Here is an 18,798-nt window from a genome sequence, read left to right as displayed (position 1 = left end):
CAACCGCCGTGTACCGGAGAGCAGGTACGTTACGGCGGTAAGGATCCCCATGAAGTACGCGCGCCGGGTCGGCGGCACAGCGCTCACTGTGTTCGCCGCCCTTCTCGTCTTTCTCGCCCTGGTGCTCCCGGACCAGATCACCCGGCTTCCACCGGGCAACTTCTGGGGCACCGCGCTGCTGCGGGTGCCGATCGAGGCCCTGGTCGCGATCGCCGTGCTGCTGGTCCTGCCCGAGCGGGCCCGGCGGATCACCGCCACCGCGCTCGGCGTGGTCCTCGGCATCCTGACCATCCTGAAGATCATCGACATCGGCTTCTTCGCCGTGCTGGCCCGCCAGTTCGACCCGGTCCTCGACTGGGTGCTGTTCTCCGACGGCTACCACTTCCTGGAGGATTCGATCGGTTCCGGCGGCGCCTTCGGCGTCGCGGCGGTCGCGGTGGTGGTCGCCCTGGGTGCGCTGGTCCTGATGACCCTGGCCGTACGGAGACTCAGCCGCGTCCTGGCCGCGAACGTGCTCCCCACGAGGATCGTCGTCGGGACCGCGGCCGCCGCCTGGCTGGCCCTCGCGGCCCTGAGCTTCCAGCTTGTCGGCGGCATCCCGGTCGCCTCCACGAGCGCCTCCGAGCTGGCCCGCGACACCGTGCTGGCCGTGCCCAAGGACATCGCCGACCGCAAGGCCTTCGAGAAGGAGGTGCAGGTCGACGCGTTCCGGGCCATGCCCCAGGACCAGCTGCTGGGCGCGCTGCGGGGCAAGGACGTGATCATCGGCTTCGTCGAGAGCTACGGCCGGGACGCGGTGGAGAACCCCTCGTTCAACCAGCCCGTCCTCGATCAGCTGGCGGCCGACGACGCTTCGTTGAAGAAAGCCGGATTCAGCGCGCAGAGCGGCTTCCTGACCTCGCCCACGTTCGGCGGCGGCAGCTGGCTGGCCCACTCGACGTTCCTGTCCGGCCTGTGGATCGACAACCAGAACCGCTACCGCAGCCTCGTGTCCAGCGACCGGCTCACCCTGACCAGCGCGTTCAAACGCTCAGGGCACCGCGCGGTCGGCTTCGAGCCCGGCGTCACCTACGCCTGGCCGGAGGGCGACTTCTACGGCTACGACCAGGTCTACGACTCGCACACCCTCGGCTACCACGGCCCGTCGCTGAGCTGGTCGACGATGCCCGACCAGTTCGTGATGAAGCAGGTCCAGGCGTACGAGCACGGCAAGGCCAAGCGGCCGCCGCTGCTGATGGAGGTCACCCTGACCTCGAGCCACACCCCGTGGACGCCGGTGCCGAAGACGCTGCCGTGGGACCAGGTCGGCGACGGCTCGATCTACAACTCGATGGTCACGAACACGGAGAGCCCGCAAAGCCTGTTCAAGGACGCCAAGCGCGTCCGGCAGGCGTACGCGGGCTCGATCGCCTACTCGGTCGACAGCCTCACCTCGTACGTCGAGAAGTACGGCGACGACAACACGGTCCTGGTCATGCTCGGCGACCACCAGCCCAACTCGGTCGTCGTAGGCTCGAACGCCAGCAAGGACGTGCCCATCTCGATCGTGGCCAAGGACCCCAAGGTCCTCCAGCGCATCACGAGCTGGGGCTGGACCACCGGCCTGAAGCCGTCACCCACGGCTCCGGTCTGGCCGATGAACGAGTTCCGCGACCGCTTCCTGACCGCCTACAGCCCCCAGGGCGAGCCCCACTGAGCCGCCCCGTCACCGCCGGGAGACGGGCAGCCCAGAGCTGAACGTCTCCCCGGTCCGGACGTCGGTGACCTCGGCCCGGCTGAAAACCCGCTCACCACCGGCCACCTTGACGCCGGTGAAGTGCAACCGGACCGGCGTACGCCGGTAGTTGCCGGCCGCGCAGTCGGGCCGGCACGTATTGACGCCGCGGGTGGCCGTGGCGTCGCCCGTGGTCGCGTTCAGCCTGGTCCAGCGCACGTTGGTGTAGACGACGTCCTTGTACGGCCGGAAGGTCTTCGGCATGATCCCCACGACGCCGCTCGCGTAGTCGACCACGACGCCGGGCTTCGCCGGCACCGCCGCCACCGGCAGCTTGGTTGTGCTCGTGGCACGGGTCTCGAGGTCGGTGACCCGGACGAGGCTGAAGACGCGACGGCCGTACGAAGCCACGACGGTGGTGAAGTGGAGCTGGACCGGCGTACGCCGGTAGTTGCCCGCCGCGCAGTCCGGCCGGCAGGTATTGACCTCGCGAGTGGCCGTGGCGTCGCCCGTGATCGAACTCAACGCGATCCAGCGCACCTCGGTGTAGGTGACGTCCCGGAACGGCTGGAAGCTCTTCGGCTTGACCTGCACTGTGTGGCTCGCGTAGTCGACCACGATGCCGGGCTCAACCGACGCCGCCTGTGAGGGGCCAGCGGTGGTAAGACCGGCGAGGCCCATGGCAGCTGCCATGGCGACCAGGCCGAGGCGCGTCCCGTTCTTCATCATGACCCCTCTCGGCGGCACATCTCCGCCGATAAGCTGATCACGGTGGGTGCAGGCCCCGCGGGAAGTCGCCGAGCTTGGCGGTTAGCTGGCCCAGCCGGCGTTGTGGCAGGCCTTGAGGAGGGCGTCGCCGGCGGATTTCCACTCGGTGCTGGACTCGTTGGCGGCGTCGCCGACGCGGAGGGCGGCGTCGGAGATGGCGTCGTTGCCGGTTTTCATGGTGGAGGCGCTGACCTTGTCGGCCAGGGCGAGGCGGGTGCTTTCGCTGCGGGCCTTGGCGTAGCCGGCGTTGAAGTCGCTGCAGGCCTGGGCGGCGGGGGAGTCGAGCTCGCCCGGGCCGTCGCCGCCGTCGCGGCCGCGGCTCACGACCAGGGCGATGATCACCAGGCCGGCCACCGCGAGGACGGCGATCAGCCGTTTGTTGACCTTCAGCTTCAGCGCCACACCACCGATGCTAGTCGGACACGACGGGTGAAAGCGGCCTTCACTCACGAAGAGGGGGCGAGCGCCCGGGACCGGCGCTCGCCCCCGGCGGGGGTTTAGTCGATCGTCCGGGGCAGGGACTGGGCGGCCTTCAGGGCGGCCGCGGCGCCGGAGTACGGGTTGTAGGTGTACGTCCGGGACGGGGTGCCCGGGATCGTGAAGTACGCGGCGGCCAGCTTGGCCGGGTCGGTGGCGATCTCGCCGCGGGCCGGCACGTCGTTGCCGTCGTCCCAGCCCCACGGGGCGTTCGCCGAGTTGGTGCCGCAGCCGTACGTGCCCTGGCCGCACCCGCCGGTGGTGTCGCCGGCGAAGGTGCCGAGCGAGGCGAACAGGCCGGCGTTGGCGCGCTGCGCCCACAGGCCGCCGCCGGCGAAGATGTCGATCAGCTGGTACCGCACGTCGCGGTCGTTGGTGCTGCTGGGCGACTCGGAGACGGTGGCCGACGGGTAGTAGACGATGCCGTCGCCGTCGATGGTGTACTGCGGGTACGCCTTGAGGCCGTGCCCGCCGCGCTCCTGCGCGGTCACCGGGTGCTGGAACGAGTCGTGCGGCGACGACTGCAGCTGCAGGGTGCCGTCGATCGTCTCGCCGCCGTTCTTCCAGGTGCTGCCGCTGGGGGCGTACGAGTAGAAGTCGCTGTGCGCGACCGTCACCGCGGCTCGCAGCGTGCCGTAGGTGGAGCCGTCCTTCTCGACGACCTCGAGCACCCCTTCGCCGTCGTTCTCGTGTTCGGTCTCGAAGAGCGGGTGGTCGATCCAGTCGCGCGGGTGGAAGAAGAAGTACGTCAGGTAGTAGTGCGTCGAGGTCTCGAGCACCGAGTAGTAGACCGCGGCGTCAGTGTTCTGCCCGGCGTTGTCCCAGTTGTCCCTGCCGTTCAGGTTCCCGTCGAAGTCGTATCGGGTGATGTAGTCGGACTTTCCGCCCAGGGCGTGCGCGCCCGTCGCGTCCACGTCCTGGTAGTGGATCGGCGCCCATCGCAGCGCCACCTCGGCTCGGGACGGCGCCGCCTCGGCGGGCGCCGCGAGGCCGATCGCCACCAGGGCGCCGGCCAGTCCGAAAGCTACCTTGCGCATGCCTCTTCCTCTCATAGACACGCGTCTATGTAAAGGGAGCCGGATGACCGCCCGGCCAATCGGAGGTGGCCGAGCGACTACTCTTCTCTGGTGTTCAAGGTCGATCTGGGCGGCGGCGCCGAGTTGCGCCCTCTGCAGCCGTGGCAGGCCGGGGAATTCCTCGCTCACATGGACCGGGCGCGGGCGACCGTCGATCCCTGGATCCCGTGGGCCAGCATCAGCGCCGACTTGCCGTCGGCCCGGAAGACACTTCAGCGGTACGCGGACAAGCAGGCGGCCGATGCGGCGAGCATCTACGGCATCTGGCTCGAGGGCGTGCTCGTCGGCGGCGCGATGTTCGTGTCCTTCGACGCCGGGTCGGGTGTGGGTGAGGTCGGCTGCTGGCTCGAGCCCGCCGGAACCGGGCGCGGCCTGATCACCCGCGCCATCGGGGTGCTGCTCGACTGGGCGTTCACCGAGCGCGGCCTGCACCGGGTCGAATGGCACTGCCGCCCCGACAACGTGGCCAGCTCCAACGTGGCCCGCCGGCTCGGGATGACCCTGGAGGGGACGCTGCGGGCCAACTACCCGTGGAAGGGCGTCCGCCACGACACCCAGATCTGGGCCGTCCTCGCTCCGGAGTGGAAGTCGCCCTCGTGGACGAGCCCGAGCTGACCCGGCGCGACGAGGACGGCCAGGCCCTGCCGGCGCTGGTCTGGCGACTGCCGTTGCCGCTGCTCGGTGTCTCGTCGGCGGTGCTGGGTGGCGGCATCGGCTCGTCGTCGTGGGTGCTCAACGCGACCGTGCCCATGTCGTACGACCGGGACGACCCGGCCGTGCACCTGTCGGCGCTGGCCGATGACCTCGGGCTGAAAGGCCGCGGCGTCGGGCTGATGACCGGGGTCGACGTGGCCGAGGTGGTCCGCGTGGCCGACGGGGGAGTGCGGCTCTGGGCCACGGTCGGGCTGGGCACGCCGATCCAGGCCGCCTCGGCGGAAGCGCCCGCGCCCCGGGTGGGGACGGTCAACGTCGTGGCCTGGGTGCCGCAGCGGCTCAGCGAGGGCGCGCTGGTCAACGCGGTGGCCACGGTGACCGAGGCCAAGACGCAGGCGATCCGGTCGCTCGGCTTCGACGCGACCGGCACGGCCACCGACTCGGTGACCGTCCTCTGCCCACCGGACGGGCCGGCCGCCGCCTACGGCGGACCGCGGTCGCAATGGGGTTCGCCGCTCGCCCGCGCCGCCTACGAGGCGGTCCGTAAAGGCTCGGCCCGGACCCACTAGACCGCGGGCCCGGCTACGGGCCGGACCCGCTGGACCGTCGGACCGGCCTCGTTTCAGTCCGGCGAAAGCGCTGGTCCGGGCTGGGCTTCGGCCGCGCGGCGGGTGGCGCCGGCCAGGAGGTCGGCCACCTGTACGCGGGCGTCGTCGCGGGAGTCGGCCATCACCAGGCCGGCCAGGGGCGAGATGCTGTCGGCGCCGGCCAGGGCGCTCTGCAGACGAACCAGACGGCCGGCCGTGAGGGCGCTCTGCTCGTCGTGGGTCACCAGCACCTGGCGGTGGCCGGCGCTCCAGAACAGGACCGTCTCGGCCAGCGCCGGCAACAGCGGCTCCAGCGGTGGCGGGACCGAGGGATCGTTGCTGTCGAGCCGCTCGGCCGCGGCCCGCAATTGGTCCGGGTCGAGGCCGCCGAGCTTCTCGCCGGCCGCCACGAAACGCCGGCCGGCCTGATGCGGCCGGCGGCGCTTGCTCTTGCCGAGGTCGACGAAGGCGCTGAGGAAGGCGTGCCAGTCGTCGCCGGCTGTCCGGCCGGTCTCGTACAGGGCCTGGGCGGCGGGGCGGTTCCGCTGGGCCACCCGGGTGCCGGCCGCGTAGGAGGGCTCGCCCAGCATCAGGTCGACTATCCGGGTGACCAGGAAGAACTCCTTGTTGACGACGTGCACGTACGAGCGGCCCTCGAGCGCGGCCAGGAACCACTGCAGGGCCGGAGGCTGCCGGAGGACCTGGCCGGACTTGAGCTCGTACGGCGAGAAGCGGAACCGCGCCCGCAGCTCGGCGATCAGAGCGACCGCCTCGGCCCCGCTCAGATCGACACTGGCGTGCGTGATGACCGGGCCGGCCGGGTCGAGCAGGTTGGTGCCGGAGAAGCCGGACTCGTCGCAGGCGATCTCCACGACCGCCCGGCGCAGCGTGCCCGCCGGCAGCAGCCCGCCCTGCAGAGCCCGCGCCATGCCGACCATGCTCGCCCGGCGTCATCGCCGGGACAACTCAGTTTGTCAATGCGATCTTGCCGCGGCGCGATCCTTGCTCGATGCTCCGGTGAGCGGCGGCCGCCTCCGCGAAGGGGAAAGCCGCCTCGATCGGGACGGTGAACCGGCCCTGCTCGAACAGCTCGGCCGCGGCTGGCAGGCCGTGCCCGCCGTCGGGCTCGCCGGCCAGCCGGCCCATGGTCAGGCGGACGCCGTGCCCGGCGGCGGTGAAGTCGGCCAGGGTCACCACCGCGGCCGGGTCGCCGGTCACCTTCACCAGCTCCGGCAGCGACCCGGCGCCGGCGACATCCAGGGCACGGTCGGCGTGGGCGGTGGCCCTCTCCTCGTACACCAAGGGTGTGGCTCCTAGCCCTGACACGAAGTCGTGGTTGGCGGCGCGGGCCGTGCCGAGGACCCGGACGCCGCGGGCCGTGGCGAGCTGGACGGCGAGGCTGCCGACCCCGCCGGCGGCCCCGTCGATCAGCAGCGTCATCCCCTCCTGGAGGCCGAGCAGGTCGAGAGCGCGGGTGGCGGTCTCGACGCCGGAGCCGGCCGCGCCCGCCTGGACCCAGGGCATGGCGGGTGGTTTGGGCGCCCAGAGCTGGAGGACCGCGAACTCGGCCGTGGCCCCGCCGAGGCGGGCGATGTCCACGATGCCGAACACCTCGTCGCCGGCCCGCACCCCGCCTACACCCGCGTCGATCTCGTCGACGACACCCGCAGCATCGACGCCGGGGATGTGCGGCAGTTTCAGGCGGGCGCTCATGGGCGTACGGCCCGATCGAAGCCCGGCGTCAGCCGGCGCGACCCCCGCCGCCCGGACGCGGACCCGGACCTCACCGGCCCCCGGGTGTGGCGCGCCGGCCCGGCCCCGGTGAAGGACCTCGGGACCGCCGAAGCGGTCGTACTGAACAGCGAACATGCGGCTACCGTAAATTCGGAACCTCCGGCACCGGGCGAAGTGAGAAGGGCAGCGGCCGACAATGCCTCAGATGCAACGGGCCGACGCCCGCGCCAACCGCTCCCAGATCGTCGAGGCGGCCCGCGACACCTTCGCCGCCCACGGCCTCGACGCGCCGATGCGCTCGGTCGCCCAGCGCGCCGGCATCGGCGTCGCCACCCTCTACCGCCACTTCCCGACCCGCACCGACCTGGTCAGAACCGTCCTGGCCGACCGCGTCGAGGCCTGCACCCGCCGCGTGCAAGCCGCCCTCGCCGACCCCGACCCGTGGCGCGCCCTGGCCGCCACGGTCCTCGACTTCGCCGACAGCCAGATCCGCTACCGCGCCCTCAACGAGGCCCTGCTCAACTCCTTCGCTCCCGAACGCCGCGCCCATGCCGCAGCCCTCGACACCCTGGTCGCCCGGGCCACCGCCGCCGGCACCCTCCGCCCCGGCGTCGACAGCGGCGACGTCCGCGCCGGCCTGGTCGCCCTCGCCGCTTTGCGAAACCGCCCACCCCAGCTGATCACCAAACTGGCCGACCTTGTCCTCGCCGGCCTGAAAGCTCCGTCACCCCTGGCCTGATCCCCGCGTTCGTCCTTGCGATGACTGATTCGGAGCACCTGAAGACCCGCCCCGGCTGCCTGTGGTGGCTGATCACCCTCACCGCCATGCTCGCCGGTTGCGTGGGCCTGGCCGCCGTCGTGGAGACCATGCCCACGCAGTGCCGCGGCGACCACCACTTCACCCTTGCTTGCGCCTCCCGCGTGGCCGCCCACCTCACCGGAGACTGACCGGGCCACACCATGTGATCGGCGTGCCGGATGCGGATGATCGGGCCATTGACCAGGGTTTCGGGGGCTCGCAGGCTGGACGGGTGAGCTGGATCCGATCGCGTGATCGGCGGACCGCTCAACGGCTCGCCGTCGTGGACGGCTACCGGTTCACCGCCGGTGTCCGTCATCGTTTCGCCGTGGAGCACGGCGACCTCGACGCGGCGGGGGTCGCCCTGGTCGAGGATGCGATCCGCCAATGGTTCCGGCTGACCGCGCGCCGGCCCCGGGCGCGGCTGTCCATGCCGTCGGTGGCCGTCGACGAGCTGTGGAACGCGATGGTGCTCGACGCCCGCGACTACGCGCAGTTCTGCGACAAAGCCTTCGGGCACTTCCTGGCCCACACCCCCGAGTCGGCCCTGACTGCCACCGCGGTCGCCGCCCACCGCACCGGCCACCTGGCCGACACACTCCGGCTGGCTCAACAGGACGAGGGCTGCCGCCCCGAGATGCTCCCGCTGATCTTCCGCGTCGACCGGCAGCTCGACATCAAGGCCGGCCGCCACTACCTGGCCGACTGCGGCGGCCGGGGCGAGTGCTACGAGGTGCCCGGCGCCCTCTGCCTGCGCCACGTGGCCGGCATGGAGAACCCGAAGCGCTGGCGCCCGGACCGCCGGGGTGGCGGCCCACCCGCCGACGGCCTGATCACCGGCGGCAGCGGGATCGGCTGCGGCGGAACCGGTTGCGGCGGCGGAGGTTGTGGTGGTGGGAGCTAAGGGCCGGCGACTTGCTGTCGACCGCGGCCGCCACACGCCGAACATGGAAGGGCCGCTCAGCGGGGGAGATGACCGCCGCTCGGACGGCCGCGGCCACGACCGGGACTGCCGCTATCAATGCGAAGAGCTTTCAGCTGTTTGCTTTAAGTAGACACAATCGCAGGATGGCTGCTGGACAGAGTGCGGAGATTGCGAGAAAGGCCGGCGCTCAAGCCCTCGGCGCCGGCATCGGTCTGGCCGTGGGCGGGCCACCCCGGGGCGCTCATCGGCGCCGCCTCCGTCCCACTCATCGAGCTCCTGGTCGCGCGCAATGACCGTGGCGCGCGAAATCTGCAGATCTTCGCCGACGAATTGGCCACCATTTCCGGCCTCTCCCCGGAGTCCGTGGCGGTATGGGCGCGCCACAGCGAAGACCGCGAGGATCTCGTCACCCACGCGCTGGAGGTCGCGTTCGCCGCCCGGGCTCGGCGCAAGGTCGAGGCCCTGGCCCGGGTCGTTGCCGACAACCTGCACGACGATGCTCGGCTCGACCTCAGCCAGATGATCGTGGCCGCTCTTGGGCAGCTGGAGAACCCTCACGTGCGGGTCCTGCACGTCCTCGTCCACGAAAGTCCCGAAGGCGCCAAGACCTGGCACTGCGCCGGCCTCAAAGAGCGACTCCCGGGCCTGTCCGACGGCATCATGCCGCTCGTCGCCACGCTGTTCCGCCAGGGAATGATCACGGAGAGCGCCGAGTCCGTGAACGAGACCTTGGCCTGGGAGCCGACCCGGTTCGGGGTGACCTGCCTCAACTACGTCAGTGGGACGACTCGGGCGCCAGGATGAGCCAGTCGTGGGCGGGCACGGTCCCGTCGAAGGAGCCGTCCACCGGGTGGAGGCCCTCAAGGTCCACATCGAAGCCGTACGGGTCGTCGCCCGTGTTCAGCAGCGTGACGAGCCGGTGGCTGCCGTCGGTCGACGTCAGGGCCACCGCCGTGTTCGTCAGGTGGGTGGCGGTGGTGTGCGCGTGGGCCAGCCACGCGTGCCGCCGCCGGACGCTGATGAGCTGCTCGTGCAGGTGATAGATCGGCCAGCCGTACGGGGCCAGATCGCCCGGCGAATCCGGATAGGGCGGCCGGATCTCGTCGTCACCGCCCAGCCGGTCCTCTTTCACCCCGCGGTAGCCCTGCTCGTCGCCGTAGTAGATGCTCGGCACGCCGCCGACGGTGAAGAGCACGGCCAGGGCGTGCCCCAGATGCCGCGAATCGGTGAGCTTGCTGGCGATGCGCGTGACGTCGTGGTTGCCGACGAAGGTCAGCGGCGCGCCGCTCTCGAGGAACTTGTTGTGCCGGTCCAGGGCCCACGCCAGCTCATAGAAGTTGCCGTCGTTGATGCTGCTCCAGATGGCCTTCCACAGCTCGTACTGGGTGATCGAGTCGAGCCCGCTGTCGCGCAGGTAGCCCACGTAGTCGCCCTGGATCACCTCGCCCACGAACCACGCCGACGGGTGATCCTTGCGAACCTCACCGAGCGTTTCCTGCCAGAAACGCGGCGGCACGGCGTACGCCGCGTCGAGCCGCCAGCCGTCGGCCCCTCGATCCAGCCAGTGGTTCATCACGCGGATCACGTAATCCCGTACCGCCGGCGAATCATGATTCAGCTCGACCAGCCCGGAGTGGCCCTCGAAGACCGTGCCGCGCAGGAAGTCGGGCGAGGGCGCCGAGAAGCCCCGCCCGACGTGGTTGAACACGCCATCCAGGAGCACACGCAAACCCCGGGCCCGGCAGTCGGCGACCAGCGCGTCGAAATCCGCCGAGGAGCCCAGCCGCGGGTCGATCTCGAAGTGGTCGAGCGTGTCGTAACCGTGCGACTCGGACGTGAAGACCGGCCCGAGCTGCAGCCCGTTGACCCCCAGCTCGACCGCGTAATCCAGCCACCCGCGCAGCTTGTCGAGTCGCCCGAAGCCCAGCGGATAGACGTGCCACCAGATCGCATGATCAACCCACTCGCGCATGCGCCCCACTATCCGCTACGCACGGTAGGAGCGCACCTCGGTCGCCTTCACGCTCGCCCACACGGCCCGCCCCGGTTCGAGACCCAGATGGACGGCCGCGGCAGGCGTGACGTCGGCCGCCACCGCGACCGGCCCGGCGATCTCGACCCGCAGCGCGTCGCCGTGCCGGGCCACCGACGTGACGGTCCCTGCCCATGTGTTGCGCGGGCTGCCGTCCGGCCGGCTCGCGTAGAGCGCCACCGCCGACGGCGCGAACGCCACGAACGCGTCCCCGTCCTCCATAGCAGCGGCCGTGACCAGCGGAAACCCATCCGGCAGGAAGACCGTGCCACCGCGGGCCCGCCCCCGGTAGAGGTTGAGCCCGACCAGCCGGGCCACATAGTCGGTCCGCGGCTGCGCGGTGATCGTCGCCGCGTCACCGGTCTGCACGATCCGCCCCTCCTCGACGATCACGAGCCGGTCGGCCAGCATCAGCGCATCCAGCGGATCATGCGTGACCAGCACCGTCGCCCCACCGAAGTCCGCCAGGTGACGCCGCAGCTCAGCCCGCGTATCCAGCCGCGTCCGCGCGTCCAGGGCCGCCAGCGGCTCATCCAGCAACAACAACTTCGGCTCGGCCGCCAGCGCCCTCGCCAGCGCCACCCGCTGCGCCTGCCCCCCGGACAACTGCCGGGGCTTCAGCCGTACGTGGTCAGACAGCCCCACACGAGCAAGCCAGACCGCCGCCTGCTCACGCGCCTCCCGCCGCGGCACCCGCCGGCACCGCGGCCCGAACGCCACGTTGTCGAGCGCACTCAAATGCGGAAACAACAGGTAGTCCTGAAACACCACCCCGATCCGCCGCTTCTCCGGCGGCTCCCGGTCAATCCGAACCCCATCGAGCACCACCCGCCCCGAGTCGGGAATCAGCCCAGCCAGCGCCCGCAGCGCCGTGCTCTTCCCAGCCCCGTTGGGCCCCAAGACCGCCACCACTTCCCCGGGCGCAGCAGTCAGCCCCACCCGCAGCGAGAAGGTCCCCCTTTCAACGGATATATCCGCATCCAGCCCGCCACCAGCCGAGCCTCCGACGGCACCGCGCAGGCCGACCAGCCCAAGCCCATCCCGGCCGAGGCCAGGCCCACCAGAGCCCGGCGCGGGCGTGGCGGAGGCGGGGCTCGGCGTGGCGGGACCTGGCGCAGGGGTGGGGCCGGGTATAGCGAGGTCCGGCGCAGCGGCGGTGGGGGTGGGGTTCGGCGCGGCGGAGACGGGCGTGGCCGGGCCGGGCGCGGCAGGGTTGGGCGGGGCCGGGGCCGGGGCCGGGGCCGGGGTGGCGGGGTTCGGTGTGGGTGGGCCCGGCGGGGTGGGGTTGGGGGTGGGCTGGTCCGAGGTCATGCGGTCACCCACCGATCGCGGAGGGTGGCGAGAATGGTGATGCTGACTACCAGGAGGAGCAGGCTCAGGACTATGGCGGCGTTGACGTCCTGTTCCAGGGCCAGGTAGACGGCCAGCGGCATGGTTTGCGTACGGCCGGGGAAGTTGCCGGCGAAGGTGATGGTGGCGCCGAACTCGCCTAGGGCGCGGGCCCAGCAGAGCACGCCGCCGGCCAGGACGCCGGGGGCGATCAGGGGCAGGGTCACCCGGCGGAAGGCCGTCCAGCGGGACGCGCCGAGCGTGGCCGCGGCCTCCTCGTAGCGGGCGTCGGCGCCGTGCAGGGCGCCCTCGACGCTGATGACCAGGAACGGCATGGCGACGAAGGCCTCGGCCAGCACCACGCCGGCCGTGGTGAACGGCAGGCTGACGCCGAACGTCGCGTCGAGCCACCCGCCGAGCAGGCCGCGCCGGCCGAAGACCAGCAGCAGCGCGACCCCGCCGACGACCGGCGGCAGGACCAGGGGCACGGTCACCAGCGCGCGGACGATCCGGCGGCCGGGGAAGTCGGTTCGGGCCAGGACCCAGGCCAGCGGTACGCCCAGCAGCAGGCACACGGCCGTGGCGATGGTGGCTGTTACCAGCGACAACCGGAGGGCGGCCAGGATGCCGGGCTCGGTCAGCCGCTCCGGGAGCGTCGACCAGGGGGCGCGGATCAGCAGCCCGGCCAGCGGCAGGACCAGGAAGGCCAGGCCGGCTGCGGCCGGGATGGCGAGGACGAGAGGAACTCGGGAGCGGCTCAGGGCTTCTGGAACCCTGCGTCGGTGAGCACCTTGATCTCCGGCTCGGTCTGCACGAAGGTGACGAACGCCGCGGCCGCCGTCGGGTTCGGGGCGTCCTTGAGCGCCACGATCGGGTAGTTGTTGATCGCCTTCGCCGACTCCGGGAACTCGACGCCGTCGACGTCGGCCGAGGCCGCCTTGGCGCCGGTGCGGTAGACCAGCGCCGCGTCGACCTCACCCAGCTTGACCTTGGCGAGTGCCGCCTTCACGTCCTGCTCCAGGGTGACCGGGGTGAGCTTGACGCCGGCGGCCTCGAGGGCGGTCTTGGCGGCCGCCCCGCAGGGCACCTGCTCGGCGCAGAGGGCGACCTTCAGACCCGGCCTGGTCAGGTCCGTCAGCGAGGCGATCGCTGACGGATTGCCCTTGGCCACGGCGATGACCAGCTGGTTCTTGACGAAGACGGCGGGGGTGCCGGTGGCGTCGCCGGCGTCCACGACCGTCTGCATGTTCTTCGGGCTGGCGCTGGCGAAGACGTCGGCCGGGGCGCCTGAGGTGATCTGCTGGGCCAGGGCGGAGCTGCCTCCGTACGACACCGTGACCTTGACCTGGGGGTTGACCTTCTTGAAGTCCTCGCTGATCCGGTTGAAGGGCTCGGTGAGCGAGGCGGCAGCCAGGATGGTGACTGTGCCGCTGATTCGACCGGCCGACGCTTGGCTAGATCTGTCCGGTTTGTCGCCGCAGGCGGACGTGGCCAGGACGGCAACCGCGGCGAGGCCTGCCAGTATGCGTCTCATCTGTCGTCTCCCCGCTCCACGACCACCGTGGTCGACTTGATGACGGCGATCGCCGTCGAACCCACCTCGAGCCCCAGCTCGTCGACCGCCTCGCGGCTCATCAGCGACACCACGCGGAACGGCCCGGCCTGGATGTCCACCTGGGCCATGACCGTGTCCCGGGCGATCGCGGTGACGATGCCCTTCAACCGATTGCGGGCCGAGGAGCGACCGGCGCCCGGGTCCGGCTCGTCGCCGCTCTCCCGGGCGAACGCGGCCAGGTCGGCCCCGCCGATCGACCGGTGCCCGTGCTCGTCGCGGTCGGCCGGCAGCCGCCCGGCGTCGACCCACCGGCGCACGGTGTCGACGCTGACGCCGAGCAGCTCGGCGGCCTCACCCATGCGGTACGTCGTCACGAGAACACTCTAGGACCGCACATGCCAGGATCTCCAGCCGAACGACCTAGCAGATGCGGGGCTCACACCGACGGATCTCCTCCGTGGCGAATGTTGCCCCCGTCACAGATCCACATGCATGCTGTGTTCGTGCCCGAAAGGATTGCCGAGGTCACCGCGTTCCTGGCGGACGTCCTGACCCCCCGAGCCCCCCTCACCGTGATCGTCGACGGTGGTGATCACGGTGCCGCGGCCACGTTCGCCGCCCGCCTGGCCGCCGCCTTCCCGCCCTCGGTCCGCGCGTGGAGCGTCGACGCCGTGCTCGGCCTGACCGGCCCCGCCGGCGGCGGGCAGGACTCGGCCCTGAACGTCCTCGAGCCGGCCGCCGACCGCGTCCTGGTCTACCTGCGCACGGGCGCCCGCACCGGTAACGGCCAGGGCGAACGCCGCGCCCAGATCGTCATCGACCACCACGACCCGCAGTGGCCGGTGATCCGCCGCGTCCACCCGCGTCTGGCCGACCCGGCCCGGTGGTACCTCGCCGAGAGCCGCGCCTTCTTCGCCCCCAAGGCCGCCGGCTGGGACCAGCGTTTCGGTGACGACCTCCCCGCGTACGCCACCGCCGTCGCCGTGGCCGCACCCGCCGCAGGTGACCTGGCCCTCGACGTCGGCTGCGGCACCGGCCGCGCCCTGCCCGCCCTCGCCGCCGCCGTCGGCCCCACCGGCCGCGCCCTCGGGCTCGACTGCACGCCGGAGATGCTCGCCCAGGCCCGCGCCCGGTCCTCGGCCGACCTCATCCAGGCCGACGCCCTGCACCTGCCCGTACGCTCCGCCGCCGCGTCCGTCGTCTTCGCCGCCGGCCTGGTCCACCACCTGCCCGACCCGGCCGCCGGCCTGACCGAACTGGCCCGCGTCACCAAGCCCGGCGGCCGCCTCCTGCTCTTCCACCCGAGCGGCCGCCAGGCCCTGGCCACCCGCCACGGCCGCACCCTGTCTCCCGACGAGCCCCTGAGCGAGAAGGTCCTACCCACTCTCCTGACCAGGACCGGCTGGACCCTGACCCGCTACGAGGACCCGGAGGATCACTTCCTGGCCCTGGCCGTCCGAACCGCACAATGAGAAAGGCGCGGCCGCTCCTCGAGCGCCACGCCTGATTCTCATCTCACGTCCCACCACCGCCCTTCTCCGACGGAGCGGGCGGTGCCTGTTCCAGCTGCTCCTGATCCGCAGGAGCGGCGACGACTTCGGGATCGTCTCGGTCGGCGTCAACCTTCGCCGAGAACTTGATGCGGAACATGCCGACGGCAATCTCCACCAAGGCCTCGCCACGCCTGCGCAACAGTCCTCTCACCGTGTAAAAACCGAGGCCAAGCGCCAGAAACCCGAGGGAGAAGAGGAACGCCGCGGCCATGAACACCGCGGGATCCCCCACCTTGGGCGGTCCTAGTAGTCAAGAACGGGCCGCATGCGAACCCTCTCTTCGAAGTGGTCGGGGAGGATGAGTAGCGCCCTCTCCTGATTCCTTTCCGGAGTTGTTGCCGAGGGCGCACTGTGATTCTTGTGTGTAACGGAGGGCCGCCGGGAAAGGCTTATTTAAGAAGGCGATTGTGTCACCATGCGGATTGTCCGGTCCGTGGATGACGGCCGGACTACGCCGGCAGCCGCATAGGCCGCGACGGTACTCGCCTTCCCTTTGCGCGGAACCTCCTTCGGACCCCGAACGCGGGACACGCGCGATGACAAGGAGACTGCGGTGAGTCAGCGCCCTCATCGTCTCGAATGTCCTGCCTTCGAGGGAGATCGCGTTTAGCGCGTGATCTCGAAGCCTGACGGCCGTCGCCCGGCAATGGCACAGGCTGGCCTGGGCCACCAGTGTGCCTGACCCGGACCCTTGATCAGAAGACAGCAAGCAGGGTTGTAGACGGGATGGAGGACGAGGTGAGGTCGAGTCCGTATCCCATCAGCGTGCGCGAAGCGGTTGAGATGCCAGGTCGAGCCGTCAGCGATCGCCGGCGGTCAGGGGGAGGTTGAGCAATTCCAGGCCGGTCACCCGGTGGAAGCCGAGGGACGTGTAGAGGGTCAGGGCGGCGGCGTTGTCCGTCTCGGTTTGCAGGGAGAGGCGTAGGGCGCCGGCCGTGCGGGCTTCGGTGATGACGTGCGCCAGGAGGAGGCGGGCTGCGCCCTGGCGGCGGTGAGCCGGGCGGACGTACAGGTCGCGGATCAGCCAGGCCGTGGACAGGCGCAGGGAGGCGGGCTGGACGGCCACGGTGATGAAGCCGGCGGGGAGGGTGGCGTAGGCGAGCAGGCGGCCGGTGGTCAGGTGCTCCTCGAGCCAGGCGGTGGTGCGGGCCGGGAACGGGGGCTCGCCGTAGTGGGCGCGGTACTCGTCGAACAGGGGGGTCAGGGCCGCGGCGGAGGGGCGGGTGATCTCAGAGGGCATCCAGGTGCTCCAGCTCGGACTCCAGCAGCGTGGTGACGTAGGTCTGGCGGTCGTGGGTGGCGGGGATGCCGCGGCTCGGGCCCTCGGTGAGCATCAGCGTGTAGAGGTGGATGCGGTAGAGAGACAGGCGGATCAGGGCCGAGCGGTCGAACGGAGCGGGGGCGTAGCCGGTCAGGAAGGGGTGGCCGGGCTCGTCCTCGATGCGGTGGAAGAGGGCGGGGGAGACCAGGTCGAGCAGCGGGTCGCCGTAGAGGTGGCGCTCGCCGTCGACCAGGCCGCTGAGCGAGCCGTCGGGGGCGACGAGGACATTGCCGTCCCACAAGTCGAAGTGCAGCAGGGCGGGAGTGGTCGCGGCGGCCAGGGCGGACGCGTGGCGTTCCACGGCGCCGGTCAGGGCCGGCGGGAGGGTGACCTGGAAGGCGGCGGCGTCGGCGTAGAGGGACTTCATCATCGCGGTGAAGGCGGTGGGCCAGTCGGGGCCGGTGGGGCGGTCACCGGTGTAGCCGAAACGGTCGCCGGTGACGGTGTGGATGCGGCGGACGGCGGCGCCCAGCTGGTGGCGGGCTGCGGCCGAGTCGGCCGACGTCAGCGGGTGGCCGGGGAGCAGGCTGGTGATGATCCAGCGCGGGGAGACGGCCAGCACCTCCGGGACCGGGGCCAGGCCGGCGACCAGGGTGAAGTACACCGCCTCGGCCGGGATCAGCTCACGCTCGTACGCCAGAAGTCGAGCGGAAGCCGGCGGCGCCACCTTGACCACCACCTGACGGCCGTCGGTGAGCGAAGCGAGCCAGACGGACGCGAAACCGCCACCGCTGAGCTCGGACGCGGTGGCGGTTTCGGTGCCGAGGGCCTCGCGGGTGATGGCGTCGATCTCGGCGACGGTCAGGACGGGCTGCGTGGGGCTGCGCATCCGGCGAGGCTAGTGGGTGGCGGCCCGAAAAGGTGTCCCGGACCGAAGCGGCACGGCGCGGTGCTCGGCGAAGACCCGGTAGCGCCACAGGGCGACGAAGAGCCAGCTGAGGCTGATGGCGGCCAGGATGACGTACGCCCACGTGCCGCCGAAGGTGTCCCAGCAGGTGTGCAGGACGACGGCGCCGGCGAAGGTGCCGATGAACTCCAGGACGTGCTTGACGTTGGGGGTGGCCATCAGCGCCCACAGCGCGCCGGCGGTCAGGCCCGTCCACGCGGTGTGCCCGGCCGGCGAGGTGAGGCCCCGGATGAACAGGGTCTCCTCGACGCTGCCGATGTTGCCGCCGGAGGAGAGCAGCGCGGTGAACGCGTAGCCCATCGTCTCCAGGGCGGCGAACCCCATGCCCGAGGCAACCCCGATGATCAGGCCGTCCGACGGCAGGCGGCGCTGGTGACGGGCCAGTACGGTGATCATCAGGATGAGCGGGACGATCAGCTTGGCGGACTCCTCGATGATCGCGACCAGCACCATCGGCAGCATGCCGAGGCCGCGCAGCGTGTTGTACTCGAGGGTGCCGGCGACCACGATGCCGATCACCCCGCCGAAGAACGCCGAGACGACCAGGGCCGAGGTGGGCACCTGCCAGCGGCCCGTGCGGGCCTGGGCAAACGTCAAGAACGAGAGAGGTACGACCGTGGCGCCCAGCAGAATCAGGGCGGGCACGAGGTTCGGGTTCTGCGTGTGAACAACGGTCCGCAGCACTGTGATGTAGAGGGCCAAGCCGATGACTAGGACTCCTAGCCACGCCCACCGGCGGGAGAGATCGCGCATGGCGGCCCGGTACCCGGCCCTCCAGATCACGTCACGGAAAAGCGACGCGCGTCGCTGTCAGTGTGCTGCGACCAACACCGGCTCGCCCGTTTCGACGGGCAGCGTGCGGGGCCGTACGACCAGCCCCAGCACCACGTTGGCGGCGGTCATCCCGGCGAAGACGACGACGGCCATGCCGGTCGAGCCGTTGCCGAGGACGCCGACCAGTGGGGCGGCCAGCGCGCCGACGCCGAACTGGATGGCGCCGAGCAGGGCGGCGGCGGTGCCGGCGGCCTCGCCGTGGCGGGACAGGGCCAGGGCGGGGGCATTCGGCATGGCCAGGCCCACGGCGGCGAGCACGATCCAGAGCGGTACGAGCAGGCCGGCCAGGCCGCCGAAGCCGGTCTCGGCCACGATCAGCAGTGCGACGCCGCCGGCCGCGCCGATCATGAGGGCGGTGCTGAGGATCTGGGCCGGCTGGAAGCGGCGCAGCAGGCGCACGTTGAACTGGGTGGCGCCGATCAGGCCGACCGCGCCGCCGGCGAAGACGTACGCGAACTGCTGCTCGCTCATGCCGTACTCGTCCTGGAAGACGAACGCCAGAGCCTTGACGACCCCCGCGACCGGGTCGGGCC

The 18,798-nt window shown here is 71.3% G+C and carries 22 protein-coding genes and 1 pseudogene; 8 read left to right on the top strand and 15 right to left on the bottom strand.

The features are described from left to right. Nucleotides 1-49: 49 nt before the first annotated feature. Nucleotides 50-1,696, top strand: coding sequence for a sulfatase-like hydrolase/transferase (locus tag AB0J66_RS17200; RefSeq protein ID WP_364660985.1), 1,647 nt, complete (start codon nt 50-52; stop codon nt 1,694-1,696). Between the two features lie 9 nt (nt 1,697-1,705). Here AB0J66_RS17200 and AB0J66_RS17195 read toward each other — a convergent pair whose 3' ends face one another. The 3 genes from AB0J66_RS17195 to AB0J66_RS17185 all read right to left on the bottom strand — a co-directional run bounded on the left by AB0J66_RS17195 (nt 1,706) and on the right by AB0J66_RS17185 (nt 3,996). Beyond that, a complete protein-coding gene (locus tag AB0J66_RS17195; protein ID WP_364660983.1) occupies nt 1,706-2,440 on the bottom strand; it encodes a hypothetical protein in 735 nt (244 codons plus the stop codon). An 84-nt stretch (nt 2,441-2,524) separates the two neighbouring features. Then, a complete protein-coding gene (locus AB0J66_RS17190) occupies nt 2,525-2,884 on the bottom strand; it encodes a hypothetical protein (RefSeq protein ID WP_364660981.1) in 360 nt (119 codons plus the stop codon). Nucleotides 2,885-2,979: 95 nt separating this feature from the next. Further along, nucleotides 2,980-3,996: a hypothetical protein gene (locus AB0J66_RS17185; protein ID WP_364660979.1), complete on the bottom strand. Its 1,017-nt coding sequence runs from the start codon at nt 3,994-3,996 to the stop codon at nt 2,980-2,982. Nucleotides 3,997-4,086: 90 nt separating this feature from the next. Here AB0J66_RS17185 and AB0J66_RS17180 point away from each other — a divergent pair, with 90 nt between their 5' ends. Both AB0J66_RS17180 and AB0J66_RS17175 read left to right on the top strand, forming a co-directional pair. After that, nucleotides 4,087-4,650 carry a GNAT family protein gene (locus tag AB0J66_RS17180; RefSeq protein WP_364660976.1) on the top strand — a complete coding sequence of 188 codons (564 nt, stop codon included), beginning with the start codon at nt 4,087-4,089 and terminating at the stop codon, nt 4,648-4,650. Then, on the top strand, nt 4,632-5,258 hold the full coding sequence (locus AB0J66_RS17175; protein WP_364660973.1) for an adenosylcobinamide amidohydrolase: 627 nt from the start codon (nt 4,632-4,634) through the stop codon (nt 5,256-5,258). Before AB0J66_RS17180 ends, AB0J66_RS17175 begins: the two co-directional genes overlap by 19 nt. 53 nt (nt 5,259-5,311) lie before the next feature. Here AB0J66_RS17175 and AB0J66_RS17170 read toward each other — a convergent pair whose 3' ends face one another. Both AB0J66_RS17170 and AB0J66_RS17165 read right to left on the bottom strand, forming a co-directional pair. Next, the gene (locus AB0J66_RS17170) at nt 5,312-6,205 is read right to left on the bottom strand and encodes a hypothetical protein (protein ID WP_364660971.1); all 894 of its coding nucleotides are present in this window, start codon (nt 6,203-6,205) and stop codon (nt 5,312-5,314) included. A 37-nt stretch (nt 6,206-6,242) separates the two neighbouring features. Beyond that, nucleotides 6,243-7,145 (bottom strand): NADP-dependent oxidoreductase, encoded by a 903-nt coding sequence (locus AB0J66_RS17165; protein ID WP_364660968.1) that lies wholly within the window; start codon nt 7,143-7,145, stop codon nt 6,243-6,245. Between the two features lie 70 nt (nt 7,146-7,215). On the opposite strand from AB0J66_RS17165, the gene AB0J66_RS17160 reads away from it, so the two are divergent. The 4 genes from AB0J66_RS17160 to AB0J66_RS17145 all read left to right on the top strand — a co-directional run bounded on the left by AB0J66_RS17160 (nt 7,216) and on the right by AB0J66_RS17145 (nt 9,538). Continuing rightward, the gene (locus tag AB0J66_RS17160) at nt 7,216-7,749 is read left to right on the top strand and encodes a helix-turn-helix domain-containing protein (RefSeq protein ID WP_364660966.1); all 534 of its coding nucleotides are present in this window, start codon (nt 7,216-7,218) and stop codon (nt 7,747-7,749) included. Nucleotides 7,750-7,769: 20 nt separating this feature from the next. Beyond that, a complete protein-coding gene (locus AB0J66_RS17155) occupies nt 7,770-7,958 on the top strand; it encodes a hypothetical protein (protein WP_364660964.1) in 189 nt (62 codons plus the stop codon). Nucleotides 7,959-8,041: 83 nt separating this feature from the next. Further along, a complete protein-coding gene (locus tag AB0J66_RS17150; protein WP_364660962.1) occupies nt 8,042-8,713 on the top strand; it encodes a hypothetical protein in 672 nt (223 codons plus the stop codon). Nucleotides 8,714-8,902: 189 nt separating this feature from the next. Beyond that, nucleotides 8,903-9,538, top strand: coding sequence for a hypothetical protein (locus tag AB0J66_RS17145; protein WP_364660959.1), 636 nt, complete (start codon nt 8,903-8,905; stop codon nt 9,536-9,538). Here AB0J66_RS17145 and AB0J66_RS17140 read toward each other — a convergent pair. From AB0J66_RS17140 to AB0J66_RS17120, 5 genes are all read right to left on the bottom strand, one after another. Then, nucleotides 9,510-10,706, bottom strand: coding sequence for an alpha-amylase family protein (locus AB0J66_RS17140; RefSeq protein ID WP_364660957.1), 1,197 nt, complete (start codon nt 10,704-10,706; stop codon nt 9,510-9,512). The two genes, AB0J66_RS17145 and AB0J66_RS17140, sit on opposite strands and share 29 nt — an antisense overlap. A gap of 15 nt (nt 10,707-10,721) precedes the next feature. After that, nucleotides 10,722-11,750: an ABC transporter ATP-binding protein gene (locus AB0J66_RS17135; RefSeq protein WP_364661218.1), complete on the bottom strand. Its 1,029-nt coding sequence runs from the start codon at nt 11,748-11,750 to the stop codon at nt 10,722-10,724. A 323-nt stretch (nt 11,751-12,073) separates the two neighbouring features. Beyond that, on the bottom strand, nt 12,074-12,856 hold the full coding sequence (locus AB0J66_RS17130; protein ID WP_364661215.1) for an ABC transporter permease: 783 nt from the start codon (nt 12,854-12,856) through the stop codon (nt 12,074-12,076). Continuing rightward, entirely contained in the window at nt 12,853-13,629 is a 777-nt protein-coding gene (modA, locus tag AB0J66_RS17125; protein ID WP_364660954.1) for a molybdate ABC transporter substrate-binding protein, read from the bottom strand. Before modA ends, AB0J66_RS17130 begins: the two co-directional genes overlap by 4 nt. Next, the gene (locus AB0J66_RS17120) at nt 13,626-14,024 is read right to left on the bottom strand and encodes a TOBE domain-containing protein (RefSeq protein ID WP_364660952.1); all 399 of its coding nucleotides are present in this window, start codon (nt 14,022-14,024) and stop codon (nt 13,626-13,628) included. The genes modA and AB0J66_RS17120 overlap by 4 nt, the downstream gene beginning before the upstream one ends. Before the next feature lie 129 nt (nt 14,025-14,153). Here AB0J66_RS17120 and AB0J66_RS17115 point away from each other — a divergent pair, with 129 nt between their 5' ends. Beyond that, nucleotides 14,154-15,122 (top strand): methyltransferase domain-containing protein, encoded by a 969-nt coding sequence (locus tag AB0J66_RS17115; RefSeq protein ID WP_364660949.1) that lies wholly within the window; start codon nt 14,154-14,156, stop codon nt 15,120-15,122. Nucleotides 15,123-15,165: 43 nt separating this feature from the next. On the opposite strand, the gene AB0J66_RS17110 is transcribed toward AB0J66_RS17115, so the two are convergent. From AB0J66_RS17110 to AB0J66_RS17090, 5 genes and pseudogenes are all read right to left on the bottom strand, one after another. Then, nucleotides 15,166-15,420 (bottom strand): hypothetical protein, encoded by a 255-nt coding sequence (locus AB0J66_RS17110; RefSeq protein WP_364660947.1) that lies wholly within the window; start codon nt 15,418-15,420, stop codon nt 15,166-15,168. Nucleotides 15,421-16,002: 582 nt separating this feature from the next. Then, nucleotides 16,003-16,443, bottom strand: a complete 441-nt coding sequence (locus tag AB0J66_RS17105; protein WP_364660945.1) for a GNAT family N-acetyltransferase — start codon at nt 16,441-16,443, stop codon at nt 16,003-16,005. Next, the gene (locus tag AB0J66_RS17100) at nt 16,433-17,353 is read right to left on the bottom strand and encodes an aminoglycoside phosphotransferase family protein (RefSeq protein ID WP_364660942.1); all 921 of its coding nucleotides are present in this window, start codon (nt 17,351-17,353) and stop codon (nt 16,433-16,435) included. The genes AB0J66_RS17105 and AB0J66_RS17100 overlap by 11 nt, the downstream gene beginning before the upstream one ends. Nucleotides 17,354-17,362: 9 nt before the next feature. Next, complete coding sequence (locus AB0J66_RS17095) at nt 17,363-18,184, bottom strand: PrsW family intramembrane metalloprotease (protein ID WP_364660939.1); 822 nt, start codon at nt 18,182-18,184, stop codon at nt 17,363-17,365. Nucleotides 18,185-18,241: 57 nt separating this feature from the next. Further along, a pseudogene (locus AB0J66_RS17090) lies at nt 18,242-18,763 on the bottom strand (Bcr/CflA family drug resistance efflux transporter); the annotation flags it as partial. Between the last annotated feature and the right edge of the window lie 35 nt (nt 18,764-18,798).

Origin of the sequence: Actinoplanes sp. NPDC049598 (assembly GCF_040675435.1) — a bacterium.
In the GTDB taxonomy this organism is placed as follows: domain Bacteria; phylum Actinomycetota; class Actinomycetes; order Mycobacteriales; family Micromonosporaceae; genus Actinoplanes.
The sequence above is the reverse complement of the archived record's forward strand: the minus strand, read 5'-3'. Positions and strand labels throughout refer to the sequence as shown.